This is a genomic window from Luteibacter sp. UNCMF331Sha3.1, from assembly GCF_900109915.1.
GTDB lineage: Bacteria > Pseudomonadota > Gammaproteobacteria > Xanthomonadales > Rhodanobacteraceae > Luteibacter.
On record NZ_FOBU01000001.1, the window covers coordinates 910,405 to 928,824 of the forward strand.

The window sequence follows — 18,420 nt, forward strand, 5'->3', positions numbered from 1 at the left end:
CATGCGCCACGATCCCGATCGACGTCGTTTCCTTGGTGTGCTGGCCGTGACGGCCGTCGCCTCGGCTTCCCTGCCCTTCGTGCTGCGATCTATCCGGCCCGCGGTCGCCGCGGATGTCCCGCCGCCGAAGACCGGGCCGGTCACGCTCGACTGTTTCGCTCCCGACAAGAAGCCGCTCGGCACGTGCGTCGAAGAACGCGTGGTGCTGACCGACGAACAGTGGAAGGCGAAGCTGTCGACGCGCTCGTACTACATCACCCGCCACGAAGGCACCGAGCCGCCGTACACCGGCGAGAACTGGAATCGCCACGATAACGGCATCTATCGCTGCATCGGCTGCGATACGGCTCTTTACGACTCGGCGACCAAGTTTGATTCCGGCACGGGCTGGCCGAGCTTCTGGCAGCCGATCTCGAAGCGGAACATCGTGCAGAAGACGGATCGCAGCCTGCTCGAGGAACGCATCGCCGTGAACTGCGCCCGCTGCGACGCGCACCTGGGACACGTTTTCGACGACGGCCCGGACCCGACGGGACTACGGTACTGCATGAACGCCGGCGCGATGCGCTTCGCGCCCGTCGCCTGAAAAAAAAGCCCCGCGTTCGCGGGGCTTCTTTCATCAGCCGCCCGGAGGCGGCATCGGCGTGAGTTCGAATTCCTTTGGCGGCGTCTCGTTCCTGAGATTGCGCACGAAGTAATCCCAGCGGCGGCGCGTCATGTACTGCGTCGCCGCGCCGTAACCGTGGTGCGCGTTCGGGATCATCACCAGATCGAAGTCCTTGTTGGCCTTGATCAGGGCATCCACCACCAGCAAGGTCTCGTACGGCGGCACGTTGTCGTCCGACGTGCCGTGGGCCAGCATGAGGTGACCCTTCAGGCCCGATGCCCACTTCTGGTTCGCCTGGTCGTCGTAGTTCGACTTGCCGTCCTTGTCGGTCACGAGCAGGCCCTGCCACTTCTCGGCCCAGTCGTCTTCGTAATTGCGGTTGTCGTGGTTGCCCGACTCCGAGATGCCGACCTTGAAGGTGTCGGCATAACGGAACATCGCGGTCGCCGTGGCGTTGCCGCCGCCGGAATGACCCCAGATGCCGACGCGATCGCCGTCGAGCCACGCGTACTTCTTCACCAGCTGCTTCACCGCCGCGACCTGGTCGGGCAGCGTGTTGTCGCCGATGTTCTGGAAGTACGCGTCGTGGAACGCCTTGGAGCGCAGCGGCGTGCCCATGCCGTCTACCGCGACCACGACGAAGCCGAGTTCGGCCAGCGCCTGGTTGTCGCCATGCGAGGGAATGAAGCTGCGCGTGCGCACCGAGCCGACCTGCGGGCCCGGATAGATGTAGACGACGAGCGGGTACTTCTTCGAGGCGTCGAAGTTCGTCGGCTTGAACATCTGGCCGTAGAGGTCCGTCTTGCCGTCGCGCGCCTTCACGGTGAACGCGGTGGGCGGCACCCAGCCCTTCGCTTTCAGGCGCGAGATGTCGGCACGAGCGATTTCCTTCACCGTGGCACCGGTGTCGGCGCGGCGAACCACGGCGACGGGCGGCGTATCGATCGTCGAGTACGAATCGAAGAAGTACGTGCCGTCCTTCGACATCGAAATGGTGTGATCGGCGTTCTCCGGCGTGAGCAGCGTGAGGCCCTTGCCGTCGAAGCCCACCTTGTAGAACTGCTGGTAGTACGGATCGACGCCCTTCTCGCGGCCGACACCACGGAACCAGATCGTTTTGGTCTTCGGGTCGATGTGCAGCACCTGGGTGACGTTCCAGTCGCCCTGCGTGATGGCGTGCTCGAGCTTGCCCGTCTTGAGGCTGACCATGTACAGGTGGCCCCAGTTGCTCCGCTCCGAGAACCACACGACCTGGTCCGTCTCCGGCACGTACTGCCAGTTGGCCATGTCGTTGCCGCCTTCGAAATAGGTCTTCGCCTTTTCGTCGAACACGGTGCGTACGTCGCCCGTTTCCGGGTTTGCCACGCGGAACCACTCGTGCGTGTGGTCGCGCGCCGTCGAGACGAACGCGACGGACTTTCCGTCGGCCGACCAGCGCACGTCGTCCCACACGCCGGGGCTGCACGACACGTCGTCGCAGATCGTCGAGCGATGCTGGTCCGGCTGCATTTTGAAGCGAACGGTCTTCTTCGTCGGCACGTCGATCACGACGCGCTCGATCATGGTCACGTCCTTGTCGCCCGGCAGCGGATATTTCCAGGTATCGACCTTCGGATGGCCGACGTTGACGCTGACGAGCGTCATCTCGCCGGTCTTGCGCTGATCCTGCTGGAACGTGGCGATCTTCTTCGAATCCGGCGACCAGACGAGGATCGCCTCGTCGGTGTGCTTCCAGCCGGCATTGTCGGTGGCGTAACCGTAATCCTTCACACCATCGGTGGTCAGCTGCGTCTCGGCACCCGTGGCGACGTCGCGCACCCAGAGGTTCCAGTCACGGATGAAGGCGGCGGACTTGCCGTCCGGCGACGCGAGACCCGGCTCGTCGCCAAAGGGCTTGCCTTTCGCATCCTTCTTCTCCGCGGCGAGTTCGCACTTGCCGATGGCCTTGTCGCAGACGTACTGCTTGCCGCGCGACGTGATGTCGAGGCCGTCGTCCGGACGCACGACGAACCCCGTGACGGGCAGCTTCGCCGCATCGACCTTCTTGCCGGTGGCCGTGGAAAGCGCCGCCGCGACCTTGTCGCGGTCGAAGGCGCGGGAGGATTCGCCGGTGGCCGCGTCGACCCGGATGAACTGGTCGCCATCCTTGTCGTGGTCGCGGTACCAGAAATGGCCGTCGTCGATCCACGTGACACGCTGGACCGAGTGGTCGACGAGCGGCGCCGTATTGACGGCGAGGAACGAATCCGCGCGGCGGTAGTCGTCCGTGCTGACGGTCTGCGCCGAGGCGGACGCCCCGATCAGGCCAAGGAGGACAGCGCCGGTAAGCGCCGTGGTGCGTATTGTCGACATCAAGGATCCCCGGTGACGGCTTCGGCGGCGCGACAGGCGCCGCAAACCGAACGAGGCTAGCCCCCGCCGCCTGGCGAGGCCTATGCCAGAGGTCACGGTCGGGTGGCCGGATCAGCCCCGGTGAGGGCCGGTTCGGAAGCGACGGCCCTGCCGTTCCACCAGTTTCAGGGCCAGCGCGTCCGGGATCAGCTTGAAGAAGCCCTTAATAAGGCGGTTCACGCGGCCGTTGACGTAGACGGCCTTGCCGGCCTCCACGGCGTCGAGACCCTGCCTCGCGACCGTGGGCGCGTCCATCCACATGAACGACGGCATCCTGGAGACCAATGCCCGGGAGCCCGTGACGTCGTGGAACTCGGAATACGTGAAGCCCGGGCATACCGCCGTGGCATGGACGCCCGTGCCCTTCCCTTCCAGCGCCAGCGACTGCGAGAACCGGATCAGGTAGGCCTTGGACGCGGCGTAGAGCGTATGTCCCGCCGACCCGGGAACATGGCCCGCGAGGGACGCGACGTTGACGATGCGACCGTAGCCTCGCGCCTTCATGCCGGGCAGCAGACGGTAAGCGAGCTCCGTCGGCGCGGTCATCAACACCTGGATGAAGGCGGCATGGACGGGCCATGGCTGTTCGTCGAAATAGCCCGTCACGCCGTAACCCGCGTTGTTGACCAGCACATCGATGGTCAGCGCCTGCGCGTCGAGCGCGGCGACCAGTGCTTCGACGCCATCGGGCCAGGCGAGATCGAGCGGCGCGACGATGACCTCGATGCCGTGCCGGTCGCGCAGCTCGCGCGCCAGCGCTTCCAGACGATCCGCACGCCGTGCCGTGAGCACGAGGTCGTGTCCGCGACGCGCGAGCTCGCGTGCGAATGCCTCGCCGATGCCGGCTGACGCGCCCGTGACCAGGGCGCGGCGATTCGAAGCCATGGTGTATTCCCGTGGTAACCGCGTGAGGGCGAAGTATGCACCGCATCGCCCTGAATGAACGGTTTCGCCGTGTGTGCGCGACTCGCACGCGATGTTCACGGATTCGTGCACCCCCGGACGGCGAAGCTGTCGGCCCACGCAACACTTCCCTGAAGTAAAAAAGGAGCGCAACGATGACCACCAGCACCGAACACGACATCAAGGTCCTCAACAGCCTTATCGAGACCACGATCGACAGTGCCGAGGGCTATGGCGAAGCCGCCAAGGACGCCGAGAACACGCGCTACTCCGCCCAGTTCCAGTCGCGCGCCGCGGAACGCCGTCAGGTGACGCAGACGCTGCAGCAGCAGGTTCGTTCGCTGGGTGGCACGCCGGAAGACGATGGCACCGTGCTCGCGAAGGCTCACCGCATGTTCGTCGAGCTGCGCGCGAAGATGAGCTCGAAGGACGACACGGCGATCGTCGACGAAGTCGAGCGCGGCGAAGACCACATCAAGGCGAAGTACGAAGACGCCATGAAGGATCAGGATCTGAGCGCCGGCACGCGCACGCTGATCGGTCAGGCCTATGCGTCGGTCAAGACGGGTCACGACCAGATGCGCGATCTCAAGCACGCGCTGCACGGTACGAACTGATCCAGCGGTACCGCAAAAAAGGCCCGGATTCTTCCGGGCCTTTTTCGTTGGTGGGAGCCGGCCATCGATCACTTCACCGCGTTGTTCGCCGCCTGTTCGATCAGCGCCGCGACTTCCTTCGGATGCGACTGATACACCGAGTGGCTCGCGCCCTGCACTTCGATCGTCTGGCTGCCGGCACGCTTCGCGTACATGCGCTCGAGGTCCGGGTTGATGATGCGGTCGGCCGTCGCGACGGCGTACCAGCTAGGCTTCGTCTTCCATGCCGGCTTGCCCGCCGGCGAATTGAATACGGATGCCGCGGTCAGTTCCTGCGCGTTAGCCTCGAATGCCGCCTGCGCTGGATTCAGATCGGCGGCAAAGTCCGCCGGGTACTTCGCGGGATCGAGATAGAGGAAGCCGTCGGCCGTCTTCTTGATGTCCGGCGTCTTGCTCGTGGCGCTCGGGAAGCGCTTGCCGTTGGCGACTTCCGTCTCGCCTTCGTCCAATGCATGTGCCGCGATGTAAACGAGGCCCACCACCTTGGGATCGTTGCCGACGTCGGTGATGATCGCGCCGCCGTAGCTGTGGCCGACGAGGATCACCGGACCCTGCTGCATGTCGACGATACGTTTCACCGCGGTGACGTCGTCGCCGAGGGACGTGAGCGGGTGTTCCGCGACGGATACGTGGTAGCCGTCTTTCACGAGGACGTCGTACACCGGACGCCAGCCGCTGCCGTTGACCCAGGCGCCATGCACGAGCACGATGTCTTTCACGGGCGTGGCCGCCATGGCGGGAGTGGCCGCGGCGGTAGCGGCGAGGGCGAGCATCGGCGACAGGATCAGGGATTTGAGGTTCATGAGTGTGGTCCGCTGGAGTGGGAGGGTGCGAGAAAAGCGTATCCCGTTCCGGTGGCCGGATTTATGAAGTAATCAGCGCGCATTTATCGGGAAAAACGATGCGTCCGTTACCCACCGAATTGCTTCGCAGTTTCGTCGTCGTGGCGCGCACGGGAAGCTTCACCGTAGCCTCCGAACACCTTTGTCTGTCGCAATCCACGGTCAGCCAGCACGTAAGGCGGCTTGAAGAACTCGTCGGATTGCCGCTGTTCGAGCGCGATACCCGCAACGTCCGGCTTTCAAGAAATGGCGATACCTTGCACGGTTATGCCCTGCGCATCCTCGACCTGATGGACGAGGCGATGACGAGCGTCTGCGGCCCATCGCTCAATGGCACGGTGCGCGTGGGGCTGCCCGAAGACTTCGCGTCGTCGCGCCTCGCGGGTGCCCTCGCCGCCTTCGTGCAGCGGAACCCCGAGGTCGAGCTGGTCATCACCACGGGACTCAGCAGCGAACTGTTCCGCGGCCTCAGCGAAGGCCGGCACGACCTCGTCTTCGCCAAGCGGCTCAGCGGCAGTCGCCGTGGTTACGTCGTCAGAACCGAACCGCTGTGCTGGTGCGGCAGCGCTTCGCGCCCCCGGCCGGTCGGCGAAGCGATGTTGCCGCTGGCAGTCCATCCCGAACCGAGCATCTCGCGCGAACGCATCCTCGACGCGCTGAAGTCCGTCGGACGCCCACACCGGATCGCCGTGGTCAGCAGCAGTGTGCTCGTCATCCACGCGGCCATCATGGCCGGCCTCGGCGTCGGCGCGTTCACCGGTTATGCCATCCCCGAGGGGATGGCGCGGCTCGACGAAGACCTGCCGGACCTTGGCGTCATGGAATACGTGATCGACCGGCAACCCGCATTGACCGATGCGGCCGAAGCGCTGGAGCGCGTGCTCGTGGACGCCGCGCGCGAGCTCTGACGTATGCGGTTTATTTCAGTAGCTGATCGATGACGGGATCCATCTTCGTCTTCACGCCCTGCCACTTCGCCATCGATAAGCCACCTTTGCCCTTGAGGTGATACTCGGCGAACGCGATCTGTCGTCCATCGTGTTCCATGCGCAATTCGGCATGCGACAGATACAACGCGAAATCCCATGACTGCAGAGCGGTGTACTTCAGGACGTATGGGCACGCTTCCGGACGGATCGTCGAATAGACGTCGGTAGCGATGCCGTGCCTCTGGAACCCGTCGCGAAGCACGGGCAGGAAATCCTTGACGATGACGTCCGGATTCTCCTGGATGCACACGTGCTGGACATGCAACGACGGATCCAGCGGCCGCACCTGCACCGACGTACAGCCGGCCACGACGAGCGGCACGAGAGCCGCAGCGAGATAACGCATCAGATTTTCCCCTGTAGAAACGAAACGGGCGCCATGCGGCGCCCGTCCATCGTATGACACTTGCAGGACTATCGACTCAGAACGGGATGTCGTCGTCGTCGAAGCCTTCGTTGACCGGCGGCGCGGAGCGCTGCGGTGCATTGCCGCCGCGCGGCTGGCCGTAGTCGTCGCCGCCACGCGGCTGGCCGCCACCGAAGTTGCCGCCGCGCTGCTGGCTTCCGCCACCACCGCCGCCACCCCAGTTGCCGCCGCCCTGACCGCCACCGCCCTGGCTACGCGCGGGCTGCGAACGACCGCCGCCCTGACCGCCACCGAAGCCGCCGCCTTCGCCGCCGCCACCGGCCTGGCCGCCGAGCATCTGCATCTCGTTGGCGATGATGTCGGTCGAGTAACGCTCGACGCCATCCTTGTCCGTGTACTTGTCGGTGCGCAGCGAGCCTTCGATGTACACCTGGCGGCCCTTCTTCAGGTATTCACCAGCGATTTCCGCGAGCTTGCCGAACAGCTTGACGCGGTGCCACTCGGTGCGCTCCTGCTTTTCGCCGCTCTGCTTGTCGGTCCAGGCTTCGGACGTGGCGAGCCGCAAGGACGTGATCGCCGTACCGTTACCGGTGTAACGGGTTTCCGGGTCTGCGCCGAGATTGCCGACGATGATGACCTTGTTGATGCCGCGTGCCATGCATTTGCCCTCTTGTACGTAACGTCCTGGCGCACCCTGCCGGGGCGACGGTGTGCGTGGGTCAGAACTGACCCGGTAGTTTAGTCGAACGTCGGCCGGGCGACGAGCCGCCGGCCGGGTGCCTCATTCCCAGCGGATATGGATCTGGGCACTGGCGCCCGCCCCGCCAGGCCGCAGCGCCCCTACCCGGACGTACCGCGCCTGAAACCCCAGCACCGGATTGCCGGCCGGCCAGTGAAACCCCGCGGAGGTCACCCCATCCGGCGGGAGCGGCGCCCCGTCCGCGGTACGGAGCTCGATCGCCACCCCGCCACCGGTCCCGGTCGCCGCGAGGTAGCGGGGATCCGGACCGAATGGTGTGGCCGTCAGGGTGACGGTCGCCCGGGTGACGCCCACGCAGTCCGTGCCGGTGAAGGCGGCCCCGCGCCACGGGGACGTGCCGCCGGCGAGTTCGGCCGCCGTCACGGCGCCGAGGTCGATCCTGACGCGATCGGCGGCGAGGCCGCACGAGGGCCGGATCGACCCGCGAACCGCGAAGGTCAGCGTGTCGGATGCGAGCGCCGACGTGCCGGTCGCCACTGGGAGCAAGGCGGCCAGGGCGAGGCGCGAAGTGCGCAAGAAAGGGGACGTGAGGGTCATTCGCATACTCCCGTGTGTCGGATGTCGCCGGCGGCGGTGGTTCCGGCATCGCCGAGTCGCAATTCGCAGGTACCGGGTGGATCGCCGGACCAACGCGCGGTCCAGTGGCTGGCCGATGTCCCGGCGCGAAGAAAAACCAGGCCGCCCTGCCCGACGATGCCGGCGGAACGGCCCTCGTGGTCGACGACTTCGGCGCCGAAAGGGAGGGGTGCCCCATCGGCCCGCCGCGCGACGACCAGATGCGTCTGGCCGACCTGGGTGACGAACGGCACGAGAACCACCGCACCGGCCGTGGGGGCGACACGCCGGTGCGTGGACCCCATCGCGACATCGAGCGACACGCCGGTGGGATCGATATCCACGGCGTTCCAGCGATACGGCATGAGGGACGGGAGCACGGCGTAGCCATGGCGATCGAGCCGTACACCCGAATAGCCACCCAGGCGCGCGCCTCGCGCTCCCGCCGCGTGCGCGAGACCGGTGGCGTCACCGAGCCGCTGGGCGAAGGTGACGCCACCGGCGTGCACCACCACGCCACCGGACGCGGCCAGGGCCACCGTGCGCGCCGCCACCGAGCGATCGACCGCCGCGGAAATCTCCGCCCCGCCGAAACGCCGGCCGACCGACGCGTCCACGCGCGCGCCCTCCGCCGTCTCGTGCGCCAGGGCCACCGTGTACGTCGTATCGGCGTCGTTACCGACGGCACCATGAAGGCCGAGCCGCCCACCCGCCGCATGGGTCGACGCCTGCGTGGCGGCGTGCAACTGCGCGGGGGAAGGAACGCCGAGCGGCATCGACACGCCGAACTGGCCGGAAACATCGCGACGAACCGATGTACCGTCGTCCCGACGCGTGTGCCGCAGCGAGAGGTCGAGCGAGAGGCGGTTCCAGCTCCGCGTCCACGACAGACCGTGCTCGACCGACGCCTCGTCGGCGGCCCGCGACGCGCGACCGATGCTCACATTCAGATAACCGCGCTCACCGCCGAGGTCGCGCTGGAGAAGCATGTCGATACGGCGACCCGACACGAGACCGGCGGGATCGCGATGACGAGCGCGCACGATGTCGCGGCCGCCGCTCATCGATGTCGACAGGATGCTGCCCTGCCCCCAGCGTATGCCGTGCCGCAACCGCCACGAGCGTGCCCGTTCATGCCCCGCCACGGCGTGGGTGGTGTCGGCCGCGAGGGCTCCTGCGAGGGTGTCGACCGCACCCCCGACGAGCATCGCGAACACGCCGCCGGTCTCGCGACATCCGGTGTATGCGGTGACCTCGCCCGGAAAACCGTGACGCCACGTGGCCTGCGCGACGTTAGCCGGCACGTTCGCTCCCGGCATGCGACCGGCATCGAAGGAAACGACGGTGCGACCTTCGCCCAGCCGTTCGGGCACCGGAAAATACGGCACGCGGAATCGCTGGTGGTGTCCGTCGTTTTCCTCGACGTCCACATCGATGTCGCCCGCGCGCCCTGAGGCGTAGAAGTCGTCGATGACGAAAGGGCCCGGCGGCACGACGACCTCGCGAAGCACGATGCCATGCTGCGCGATCCGGACGGTCGCGCGGGTCGCAGCGACGCCACTGATACGCGGCGCGGCGTTACCCATGCCATTGCCCGACATGCGCGGGTCGCTCGCGAGCGAGATGCCCCGAAAGGGAACGGGTGGGAACAGGTCACCCGCCGACACGACGTCGCCGATCCGGACCTGCGATCGCCATGCGACGAGATGCCTCTCGACGTAGGTACTGCCACGTCGGTAGCGGCCCGACGCCATCGCCCCGGCGTGACGCAGACGCCATGGACCATGATGAAGACCGGCGTCGGCCGACAGATAAGACGACACGTTGCTGCCGGACCGGGCATCCGCACGGCGCGCGCCGCCGCGCCACGCGAGTGTCATCGCCGTGACGCCCTCGTCCCATTGCGCCGGGGCGGCCACATCGCCACGTCGTCTCTGCAACGCAGCCTGGGGTACCTCGATGTCCAGGCGCTGTTCGCCGACGTCGAAACGCACCGACGCCGAGCGTACACGTCGGGCAAGAGGCTCGCAGGGATCACCGATCGGCTGCACGGCGGCAGCATCGACACCGAAGGCGACGAGATCGTCCGCGTCGAGGCATGCCACGGCATCCGTGGCCTCGTCGCCCGACGCGAATCGGATCGACTTGCGCGCCTGCCATTCGTCGTTGAGCCAGATGTCGACATCGTAGGTGCCGGGAAGCACGGGATTGCCGCGAGCGAATCGCGTGACGTCGAGGGTCGAGGGGCCGTCGGGCAGGAACGCCGCATCGAACGCCACGATCCGGTTTTCCTGCGCGATCGCCGCACGCATTACCGCGACCCCGGCGAGGGCCAGAAGGGTGCGCGCGCGACGCGTCGCGGCCAGCGGGCGGTGCGCCATGACGTGAGCGCGGCCGTCATTCGGCGATCGCCGCCGATCCGGGGACCGTGGCGCCGTAATCGTTGATGGTCACGAACGCGACGGCATCGATGCGACGGCGGCCCTGACCCTCGGCGACGGGAAAACGTGCGTATCCGCCCGGGTCGACCATGCCGCCGCCGAGCGATAGTGGCGCTTCGCCGGGCTTTGTCGCGGGAAGGCTCACCGCGTTGAACGACACGTAGTAAGGCGACGGGTTGTCGACCCGCACCTGCGTTCGCGCCCCCTCGCGTTCCACCGACCAGCGCAGGGTCGAGGGTGCCTTGTCGGAGGAGCCTGACAGATCGGCGGGCCGGTGAAAGAGCTTGATGCGGTGCCGGAAGGCGAGCTGCAACACGTTCTTGCCCGCCGCTTCCGCCGACTTGGGAGGGATTTCCAGCACATTGAGCCAGTAGACGGTTTCACGCCCGCTCGCCGGCGTATCGCCCACATGCACGATACGCAGCGAATGCCCCTGGGCGGGATCGATGCGGAACACGGGCGGCGTGATGGCGAACGGGGCCTTCGCGGTCGTTGGCGTGGACGTTACGTCACCGTCGTCGATCCACGCCTGCACGAGCGCGGGATCGCTGCCCTTGTTCTGGATTTTCAGCGATACGTCCCGCGATGCGGCGGGAAACACGATGCGCGTGCCGCCGATCACGATGGCCGCACGAGCGGGCGCGAGCACGAAGAACGACACGGCGACCAGCGCCAGGAGCTTTATGGACATGACGATTCCTTTGTCTGCGACGTCCCTGCGATCCGGCCGGGCACGGAACCCGGCCGGCGTCGCGTTGCCTTGCTTACTGATACACGACCTGGAAGCCGACGCGGGAAGCGGCCTTGCCTTCCTTCGCGCCGCCAAGGCTGTAATAGCGGGCGATGAGCGGAATGGCGGCCTCGTGGGCGGAGATCTGCGCGCCTTCGGAATCCTCGGTATAGAGGTTGATCGGCTTGCCGTTGCCGTTGGCGATCTCGATCTGCACGTTGCTCGCCGCGCCCGCCGACGCGTCGATGTTGAGACGACCGGTGGAGCGGTCGAGTGCGGGACTCGACGGGTCGAAGCGGATCTTCGCGATAGTGCCGTCGGTGCACTCGTCGTTGCCGCCGATGCGGATCTCGAAGCCGCGGTCGCCGGCGGTCGCCCCGGGCTTCGATAGCGAACCGGCGCTGATGCCGGCGAGCTGGACGTCTTTCGTGATGTTGCCGGCGCCCGGTGGCTTGCCTTCCACGAGGCAGGTCGTCGCGACGATGTCGCCCGTGATTTCGATGGTGCCGTCGTTGGCGGCGCGGGTGGTCGAGGGCATGAGCGCGGCGGCGAGCGTCAGCGCGGTTGCACCGACCGTGGCGAGGGTCTTGGGCATGCGGGGTGTCCTGTCAGGAGAAAGGGTCGCCCGCCGCACCGCAGGGGTGAACGGCGTGCACGCGGAAGTCTGCGCATCCCGTCGCCGCCATTCGATACGTAAATTCTGAAAAAACGCCGCCAACGTCGCCCGACGCGGGCGCTCACCCGCGCCGGCGTCGTTGCCTGGCTCTACCGCATGTAGGGTTCGACGAGTGCCGTGCTAGGCCGCGTTCGTGGCGCCGTCGGGCGCGGCCGTGCGCCGCGCGCCCCACAGCGTCAGCGGCAGCCAGACGAGCGTCATCGCCGCGGCGGCCGCGAAGACGCCATGGGCGCCGAGGTGTCCCAGTGCGATGCCACCGATGGCGCCACCCACGAACGCGCCGAAGAACTGGCTGGTGGCATACGCACCCATGGCCGCGCCCCGCAGGGACGCCGGTGCCAGTCGCGACACGAGACTCGGCAGCGCCGCCTCGAGCAGGTTGAACGCGCCGAAGAACACGGTCGCCGCGACGCCCAGCGCGACGGGGCTCGTTCCGGCGGCGGCCATGCCGGCCAGTGCGAGACCGATGGCGACGACGGCGCCAACGACCATCCGCGCGGCGCGCGTGTCGTCGCGCATGCGCGGCAGCAGCACGCCCATCGCCGCGGCGGCCACGACCATCACGGGCAGATAAAGCATCCAGTGGCTGGCCACGGGGATGCGCAGCCCATCCACGAGCAGGATCGGCAGGCCGACGAAGCTCGCGGTCAGCAGGGCATGCAGGAAGAACACCGACCCATTGAGCACCCACAGGCGACGATCGGCCAGCATCGCGACGACGCTGCCCGGCTGCGCCCCTGCGCTACGCGAGGCGCGCACCGGCGTGGGCACGCGCAGCCAGAGCATCGCGATGGCGACGAGAGCGAGCATCGACGTCAGTCCGAACAGGCCGGAAAGGCCGGCGACCGCCTCCAGCGGCGGTCCGAGGATCAGCGCCAGCAGGAACGACATGCCGATCGACACGCCGACGATCCCCATCACCTTCCCGCGATTCTCCTCGGCCGTGAGGTCGGCGGCCAGCGCCGTGCCCGCGCCGGCCACCGCGCCCATGCCCTGCAGGCCACGGCCGAGCACGATGCCCGCGAGCGTGTGCGACAGCGCGGCGACGAGCCCCCCGGCCGCGAACACGGCGAGACCCAGCGTGATCGCGGGCTTCCGGCCGATGCGGTCGGAAAGGAGACCGAGGGGTATCTGCAGCAGCATCTGGCCGATCCCGTAGACGCCCAGTGCCAGGCCGATGAGGAACGGCGTCGCGTCCGGCATGCCCCGCGCGTAGACGGAAAACACCGGCAGCACGAGGAAAAGGCCGAAAAGACGCAGGCTGATGACGCCCGCGAGCGTGAAGGCGGCCCGGCGTTCCAGGGGACTGAGTTTGCTCACCGGGCGATCCGGGACGGGCTGCGGTAGATGGACATCGCGGGCGAGTATACGAGGGGTAAGGGCCATCCACGCCGAAACCACCGGCATGCCCCCTATAATGCGAGCTGATTTGCCGCACACGAACAGGGTCCATGTCTTCCATCGCCGCTCGTTCCACCCCTCTCGATTTCGCCGGCGTGCGCGCCCTGGCGGCGGACGACATGAAGGATGTCGATGCACTGATCCGGCATCGCCTGTCCTCCGACGTGGTGCTGATCAACCGGATCGCCGACCACATCATCGCCGGCGGCGGTAAGCGTCTGCGGCCGATGCTGCATGTACTCGCCGCCCGCGCCGCCGGCTACGAGGGCACCGAGCATGCCAAGCTCGCCGCGATCGTCGAATTCATCCACACCTCCACGCTGCTCCACGACGACGTGGTGGACGAGTCGGACATGCGGCGCGGCCGCAAGACGGCCAACGCGCTCTGGGGCAACGCCGCCAGCGTGCTCGTCGGCGACTTTCTCTATTCCCGCTCGTTCCAGCTGATGGTCGAGCTCGACGACATGCGCATCATGCGCATCCTGGCCGACACGACCAACACGATCGCCGAGGGCGAGGTACTGCAGCTGCTGAATATCGGCAACGCCGATGTCGACGAGGCCGCTTATCTCGCGGTGATCGAACGCAAGACGGCCGTGCTGTTCGCGGCCGCGACCGAGCTCGGCGGTGTGCTTGGCGGCCTTCCCGATGCCCAGACCGCCGCGCTTCGTCGCTACGGCATGGAACTCGGCTATGCGTTCCAGATCGCGGACGACCTGCTCGATTACGTGTCGGATGCCGAGACACTCGGCAAGAACATCGGCGACGACCTCGCCGAGGGCAAGCCCACGCTGCCCCTGATCTACGCGATGCAGACGGCGGACGACGATCAGCTGAAGTCGCTGCGCCACGCCATCGAACACGGCGGGCTCGATTCGCTCGATCGCATCGTCGCCGCCATCCGTGACGCCGGTGCGCTCGAGCGTACGCACGAGAAGGCGGTGGCCCACGCGACCGCCGCCCGGGAAGCGCTGACCGATCTCCCGCCGTCGACCTTCCGCGACGCCCTCGCGGCGCTCGCCGATTACTCGGTCGAACGGCGCTTCTGAGGCGCCGCCAGACGCGTCATCGCTTCGCGGCGAAGGCCTCGGCGAGCCATGCATGCATGGCGCCGTAGGTGCGTTTCGCGACCTTCGCGTCGTAACGGCAGTTGCCTTCGGCGGTCGTGGCTTCCTTCTCCGTGAAGCAATGCACCGCGCCGCCGAAATCCACCGATGCCCAGTCGACCTTGCCGTCGCGCATCTCCGCCTCGAACGCCGCGCGCACGTCCGGCGGCGAGCCCGCGTCGTCGGCCCCGTTGAGCGCGAGGACGCTGGCGTGGATGTTCGACGCCAGCTTCGGATCGTCGGTGGCGAGACCGCCATGGAAGCTGACGACCGCGGCGACCTGCGCGCCCGCGCGCGCCAGGTCCAGCACCGCCGAACCGCCGAAACAGAAACCGATCGCCGCGAGCTTCGTGGTGTCGATCGGGGCGTTCTTCGCCTGCGACTGCAACTCTGCGAACGCGCGCGACACGCGCTGGCGCATGATCTTGCGATCGGCATAGAGCGGCTTGACCACGGCACCGGCCTGCTCGGCGGTCGTCGGACGCGTGGTGCCGCCGTACATGTCGGTCAGCAGGATCACGTAATCCTTACCCGCGATCTCCTTCGCCTTGGCCAGCGCCATGTCGTTGATGCCATACCAGTTGGGCACCATCAGCACGCCGGGGCGTTTCGCGGTGACCGCGTCGTCGTAGACGAGGAAGCTCTTGTAGGTGACGCCCTGGTCGGTCCACTGCACCGGCCTGGCGACCATCGCCGCCGAAGCGACACCGGCGTAACCGAAAACCAGCAAGGACAAGGCAAGCAGCGAACGGCGCATCGGCATGTCTCCCGGGGAAGTGGCGCAAGCATAGCGCCGCTCGTCTGCAGGAACGTACCTGGGCGCGAAGCGGGCTTGCGGCGAGCCGCCCTCGCGCCCAAGGGCGCTCCTTCAGGGCGAAACCTGAGCCCGCCGGTTTTTTTACAGCCCCGCCGCGTGGCGGGCGAGCCTGCGCTTCAGCGGACCCAGCGCGTCGAGCACACGGACACCGACGCCGCGTGCCGTGACCAGCGGCGAGGCCTTCCACGCATAGACACGCGCCAGCGCGTCGAACGACCAGGCATCGAGGCCATCCGCGCTGCGGCGCCGGCGGGCGTACCGGCGCAGCACGTGGGTGGCGGCGATGTCGCGGCCGGCATCGCGTGCGTCGACCAGCGTGTCGCGGAGTTCCGCCACGTCCCGCAGACCCAGGTTCACGCCCTGCCCCGCGAGCGGATGCACCGCATGCGCGGCATCGCCGAGCAGAACCAGCCGGCCGACTTCGTAGCGGTCGGCCAGCTTCAGGCGCAGTGGAAACGCGGCGCGGCGGCTGACGGAAAGGATGGGTCCGAGACGGAAGTCGGAGGCCACACCCAATGCGTCGCGGAAAGCGCCGTCGTCCAGCGCCATCACGCGCTTCGCTTCGACGTCCGGCAGCGACCACACGATCGAACAGCGTCCGTCGTCGAGCGGCAGGAAGGCGAGCGGCCCGGTCGGGAGAAAGCGTTGCCACGCGGTGCGCTCGTGCGGCCGCGCCGTGGCGACGTGCGCGACGACGCCACGCTGCGCGTAATCGCGGCCATGGGTACCGATGCCGACCATCTCGCGCAAGGGCGACTCCGCCCCATCCGCTGCGACCACGAGGCGTGCCGACACGATTTGTCCGTCGGCGAGATCCAGCTGGGCGCGGTCCTCGCGCATCGCGTAGCCCACCACTTCGGCGGGCACGATGCGCCGGACACCCGCATCGTCGAGCGCCTGCCACAGCGACGCCTGCACGAGGCCGTTCTCGACGATATAGCCGAGCACGTCGCGCGCTTCGTCGGCGGCATCGAAGCGAAGCGTCGCGCCGTTCTCCGCGTCCCAGACCACCATCCGCTCGTAGGCGGAGGCGCGGGCGGCGCGAATGGTGTCCCACACGCCAAGGCCGTCGAGCAACGCGACGGACGATGGCGCGAGGCCAACGACACGCAGATCGATCTCGTCGGTCGCGGACCACGCCGCGGGCTCGCGGGCGTCGACCAGCGCCACCGAGAATCCCGCGCGCGCGAGGGCCAGCGACGCCGCGGCGCCCACCATGCCCCCGCCCACGACCGCGACGTCGAGCAGGCTACCGGCACGGCGTCGCGAACCGCCTGACGACCACGTGTCGCTCATGGCGTTTTCTCCCGCACGGCGAAGGGTGCGTTTTCGCGGAATCCCATGCCCCGGCGGCTCAGCGCACGACGCAACGGCGGCACCCGGTCGAGCGCCAGCATCGCCAGCGAGCGCAGTGGCCCGAGCATCGGTTGCTCGAGGCAGGCGAGGCGGATCAGCCCGTGACTCATCGCCATCGTGCCTTCGCGGTCCGGCGCGCGGCGACGCGCGTATTCCGCGAGCATCGCGGGCGACCCGATGTCCGCGGCGTCCGCCGCGAGCTCGGCGAGCGTCAGCGCATCGCGCAGGCCCAGGTTGAAGCCCTGCGCGCCGATGGGGTGCACCGTCTGCGCCGCGTTGCCGACGAGCACGGCGCGCGGTGCGACGAGGGTGTCGGCGGCGACGCGGCGGATCGGATAAGGCGCCCGTTTCCCGGGGCGTGTCAGGCGGCCGAGGCGCCAGCCGAAGCGCTCCTGCGCGAAGGCGAGAAAGGCGGTGTCGTCCATCGCCGCGACCTCGTCGGCCCGGTCCGCGGGCACCGTGAGAACGACACCCACCCGCCGGTCGGCAAGCGGCAGCACGGCGACGGGGCCGCCGTCGGTGAAGCGCTCGAACGCACGGCCAGCCGGATCGCGTTCCGGCAGCATGGTGCTGACGAACAACGCCTGTTCGTAATCGTGCTCGCGGGTGCCGATGCCGAGCTGGGCGCGGATACCCGACGCCGTGCCATCGGCACCGACGAGCAGGGGCGTGCTCAACCGGCGGCGCTCGCCGGCGGCGTCGATCGTCGCGCACCAGCCGTGCTCGCTGCGTTCGATGCCTTCCACGCGCGCGGGCGCGAGGCGGGTCAGGTGCGTGCAGCGGTCCAGCCGGCGAAGCAGCGCCGCGCCCAGTTCGCGCGCCGGCAGCGTCCAGCCGAGGGCATCCACCCCCTCGGCGGCCGCGTCCATCCGCACGCTGCCGAAGTCGCCCGCGCGGCTCGTATGAATGTGAACGATCGGTGTGGCGCGCTCCTTCGCGAAGGCCCACACACCGATCGCGTCCAGCCCGTTCACGGTCGCCCTGGCGAGCGCGAGGTTGCGCTCGTCGTAACTGGGCTGGTCGTCCACGCGCGGTGCCGCCGCCTCGACCAGCACCGACGGGATGCCAGCGGTGTCGAGGGCGATGGCCAGGCTGGCGCCGACGAGGCCCCCGCCGACGATAAGAATGGGTTCGGACTGGCTCATCCGCGGATCATACCCGGCCCGCGTGAAAGCACCCTAGAATGCGGCGATGGGTAACCGACTCTCGAAGATCTACACACGTACCGGCGACGACGGCAGCACCGGTCTCGGCGACGGCAGCCGCACCGGCAAGGACTCCCTGCGCGTCAGCGCGTACGGAACCGTCGACGAGCTGAACAGCGCCATCGGCATGGTGGTGGCCGCCGGCATCGACGACGATATCCGCGAGGCGCTCGCCCAGATCCAGCACGAGCTGTTCGACCTGGGCGGGGAGTTGTGCATTCCGGGCATGGCGATGGTGCAGGCGCGCGACATCGACCAGCTGGAGAGTGTCCTCGACGGCTTCAACGCCGACCTGCCGGCACTGAAGGATTTCATCCTGCCCGGCGGCGGCATGGCGGCGTCCGCCTGCCACCTCGCGCGCACCATCTGCCGCCGCGCGGAGCGCGAGGTGGTGGCGCTCGGCCGCGAGGAAGCGGTCCGGCCGGAGGCGCAGCGCTATCTGAACCGCCTCTCCGATCTCCTGTTCGTGATGGCGCGCGTGCTCGCCCGGCGCAGCGGCCATGGCGAAGTGCTGTGGCAGCATGAACGTCGTCCGCGCGATTAGAGCCGCTGCCTCGGTGTAAGCTCGACCGGCCGGTGCGGCGATCCACGCCGCGCCCTCCTGGGGAACCTGGTCAT

At 67.9% G+C, this 18,420-nt stretch carries 18 protein-coding genes; 5 read left to right on the forward strand and 13 right to left on the reverse strand.

Annotated elements, in window-relative coordinates; genetic code table 11:
- Position 1: 1 nt before the first annotated feature.
- Positions 2-586 (forward strand): peptide-methionine (R)-S-oxide reductase MsrB, encoded by a 585-nt coding sequence (gene msrB, locus BMX32_RS04050; protein ID WP_089974773.1) that lies wholly within the window; start codon positions 2-4, stop codon positions 584-586.
- Between the two features lie 33 nt (positions 587-619).
- Here the strand turns inward: msrB and BMX32_RS04055 are convergent, their stop codons facing one another.
- Positions 620-2,959 (reverse strand): S9 family peptidase, encoded by a 2,340-nt coding sequence (locus BMX32_RS04055; protein ID WP_089974776.1) that lies wholly within the window; start codon positions 2,957-2,959, stop codon positions 620-622.
- Positions 2,960-3,070: 111 nt separating this feature from the next.
- Positions 3,071-3,883, reverse strand: a complete 813-nt coding sequence (locus BMX32_RS04060; protein WP_089974781.1) for an SDR family NAD(P)-dependent oxidoreductase — start codon at positions 3,881-3,883, stop codon at positions 3,071-3,073.
- A gap of 173 nt (positions 3,884-4,056) precedes the next feature.
- On the opposite strand from BMX32_RS04060, the gene BMX32_RS04065 reads away from it, so the two are divergent.
- Positions 4,057-4,518, forward strand: coding sequence for a PA2169 family four-helix-bundle protein (locus tag BMX32_RS04065; RefSeq protein ID WP_089974784.1), 462 nt, complete (start codon positions 4,057-4,059; stop codon positions 4,516-4,518).
- Positions 4,519-4,586: 68 nt separating this feature from the next.
- Here BMX32_RS04065 and BMX32_RS04070 read toward each other — a convergent pair whose 3' ends face one another.
- Positions 4,587-5,360 (reverse strand): alpha/beta hydrolase, encoded by a 774-nt coding sequence (locus BMX32_RS04070; RefSeq protein WP_089974786.1) that lies wholly within the window; start codon positions 5,358-5,360, stop codon positions 4,587-4,589.
- A gap of 98 nt (positions 5,361-5,458) precedes the next feature.
- Between BMX32_RS04070 and BMX32_RS04075 the strand changes: the two genes are divergently transcribed.
- A complete protein-coding gene (locus BMX32_RS04075; protein WP_089974789.1) occupies positions 5,459-6,307 on the forward strand; it encodes a LysR substrate-binding domain-containing protein in 849 nt (282 codons plus the stop codon).
- A gap of 10 nt (positions 6,308-6,317) precedes the next feature.
- On the opposite strand, the gene BMX32_RS04080 is transcribed toward BMX32_RS04075, so the two are convergent.
- The 7 genes from BMX32_RS04080 to BMX32_RS04110 all read right to left on the reverse strand — a co-directional run bounded on the left by BMX32_RS04080 (position 6,318) and on the right by BMX32_RS04110 (position 13,237).
- Positions 6,318-6,734, reverse strand: a complete 417-nt coding sequence (locus BMX32_RS04080) for an Sbal_3080 family lipoprotein (protein ID WP_089974792.1) — start codon at positions 6,732-6,734, stop codon at positions 6,318-6,320.
- Positions 6,735-6,810: 76 nt separating this feature from the next.
- Positions 6,811-7,413, reverse strand: a complete 603-nt coding sequence (ssb, locus tag BMX32_RS04085; protein WP_089974795.1) for a single-stranded DNA-binding protein — start codon at positions 7,411-7,413, stop codon at positions 6,811-6,813.
- 123 nt (positions 7,414-7,536) lie between these two features.
- A complete protein-coding gene (locus tag BMX32_RS04090; RefSeq protein ID WP_170843557.1) occupies positions 7,537-8,031 on the reverse strand; it encodes a fimbrial protein in 495 nt (164 codons plus the stop codon).
- Between the two features lie 17 nt (positions 8,032-8,048).
- Entirely contained in the window at positions 8,049-10,451 is a 2,403-nt protein-coding gene (locus BMX32_RS04095; protein ID WP_089974800.1) for a fimbria/pilus outer membrane usher protein, read from the reverse strand.
- Positions 10,452-10,467: 16 nt separating this feature from the next.
- A complete protein-coding gene (locus tag BMX32_RS04100; protein ID WP_089974803.1) occupies positions 10,468-11,202 on the reverse strand; it encodes a fimbrial biogenesis chaperone in 735 nt (244 codons plus the stop codon).
- Positions 11,203-11,275: 73 nt separating this feature from the next.
- Positions 11,276-11,836, reverse strand: a complete 561-nt coding sequence (locus BMX32_RS04105; RefSeq protein ID WP_089974806.1) for a fimbrial protein — start codon at positions 11,834-11,836, stop codon at positions 11,276-11,278.
- Positions 11,837-12,037: 201 nt separating this feature from the next.
- Entirely contained in the window at positions 12,038-13,237 is a 1,200-nt protein-coding gene (locus BMX32_RS04110; RefSeq protein ID WP_089974809.1) for an MFS transporter, read from the reverse strand.
- 131 nt (positions 13,238-13,368) lie between these two features.
- On the opposite strand from BMX32_RS04110, the gene BMX32_RS04115 reads away from it, so the two are divergent.
- Positions 13,369-14,367, forward strand: coding sequence for a polyprenyl synthetase family protein (locus BMX32_RS04115; protein ID WP_089974814.1), 999 nt, complete (start codon positions 13,369-13,371; stop codon positions 14,365-14,367).
- A 16-nt stretch (positions 14,368-14,383) separates the two neighbouring features.
- Here BMX32_RS04115 and BMX32_RS04120 read toward each other — a convergent pair whose 3' ends face one another.
- The 3 genes from BMX32_RS04120 to ubiH form a co-directional block, all read right to left on the reverse strand.
- The gene (locus BMX32_RS04120; RefSeq protein ID WP_089976910.1) at positions 14,384-15,181 is read right to left on the reverse strand and encodes a dienelactone hydrolase family protein; all 798 of its coding nucleotides are present in this window, start codon (positions 15,179-15,181) and stop codon (positions 14,384-14,386) included.
- 141 nt (positions 15,182-15,322) lie between these two features.
- Positions 15,323-16,537, reverse strand: a complete 1,215-nt coding sequence (locus BMX32_RS04125) for a UbiH/UbiF/VisC/COQ6 family ubiquinone biosynthesis hydroxylase (RefSeq protein ID WP_089974817.1) — start codon at positions 16,535-16,537, stop codon at positions 15,323-15,325.
- Positions 16,534-17,742, reverse strand: a complete 1,209-nt coding sequence (gene ubiH / locus BMX32_RS04130; protein ID WP_089974820.1) for a 2-octaprenyl-6-methoxyphenyl hydroxylase — start codon at positions 17,740-17,742, stop codon at positions 16,534-16,536. The genes BMX32_RS04125 and ubiH overlap by 4 nt, the downstream gene beginning before the upstream one ends.
- A 46-nt stretch (positions 17,743-17,788) precedes the next feature.
- Between ubiH and BMX32_RS04135 the strand changes: the two genes are divergently transcribed.
- Positions 17,789-18,346: a cob(I)yrinic acid a,c-diamide adenosyltransferase gene (locus tag BMX32_RS04135; RefSeq protein ID WP_089974824.1), complete on the forward strand. Its 558-nt coding sequence runs from the start codon at positions 17,789-17,791 to the stop codon at positions 18,344-18,346.
- Positions 18,347-18,420: the final 74 nt, after the last annotated feature.

Coding starts and splice junctions, on each gene's coding strand:
- msrB (WP_089974773.1), top strand. CDS start 2: ATGCGCCACGATCCCGATCGACGTCGTTTCCTTGGTGTGCTGGCCGTG.
- BMX32_RS04055 (WP_089974776.1), bottom strand. CDS start 2,959: ATGTCGACAATACGCACCACGGCGCTTACCGGCGCTGTCCTCCTTGGC.
- BMX32_RS04060 (WP_089974781.1), bottom strand. CDS start 3,883: ATGGCTTCGAATCGCCGCGCCCTGGTCACGGGCGCGTCAGCCGGCATC.
- BMX32_RS04065 (WP_089974784.1), top strand. CDS start 4,057: ATGACCACCAGCACCGAACACGACATCAAGGTCCTCAACAGCCTTATC.
- BMX32_RS04070 (WP_089974786.1), bottom strand. CDS start 5,360: ATGAACCTCAAATCCCTGATCCTGTCGCCGATGCTCGCCCTCGCCGCT.
- BMX32_RS04075 (WP_089974789.1), top strand. CDS start 5,459: ATGCGTCCGTTACCCACCGAATTGCTTCGCAGTTTCGTCGTCGTGGCG.
- BMX32_RS04080 (WP_089974792.1), bottom strand. CDS start 6,734: ATGCGTTATCTCGCTGCGGCTCTCGTGCCGCTCGTCGTGGCCGGCTGT.
- ssb (WP_089974795.1), bottom strand. CDS start 7,413: ATGGCACGCGGCATCAACAAGGTCATCATCGTCGGCAATCTCGGCGCA.
- BMX32_RS04095 (WP_089974800.1), bottom strand. CDS start 10,451: ATGGCGCACCGCCCGCTGGCCGCGACGCGTCGCGCGCGCACCCTTCTG.
- BMX32_RS04100 (WP_089974803.1), bottom strand. CDS start 11,202: ATGTCCATAAAGCTCCTGGCGCTGGTCGCCGTGTCGTTCTTCGTGCTC.
- BMX32_RS04105 (WP_089974806.1), bottom strand. CDS start 11,836: ATGCCCAAGACCCTCGCCACGGTCGGTGCAACCGCGCTGACGCTCGCC.
- BMX32_RS04115 (WP_089974814.1), top strand. CDS start 13,369: ATGTCTTCCATCGCCGCTCGTTCCACCCCTCTCGATTTCGCCGGCGTG.
- BMX32_RS04120 (WP_089976910.1), bottom strand. CDS start 15,181: ATGCGCCGTTCGCTGCTTGCCTTGTCCTTGCTGGTTTTCGGTTACGCC.
- BMX32_RS04125 (WP_089974817.1), bottom strand. CDS start 16,537: ATGAGCGACACGTGGTCGTCAGGCGGTTCGCGACGCCGTGCCGGTAGC.
- ubiH (WP_089974820.1), bottom strand. CDS start 17,742: ATGAGCCAGTCCGAACCCATTCTTATCGTCGGCGGGGGCCTCGTCGGC.
- BMX32_RS04135 (WP_089974824.1), top strand. CDS start 17,789: ATGGGTAACCGACTCTCGAAGATCTACACACGTACCGGCGACGACGGC.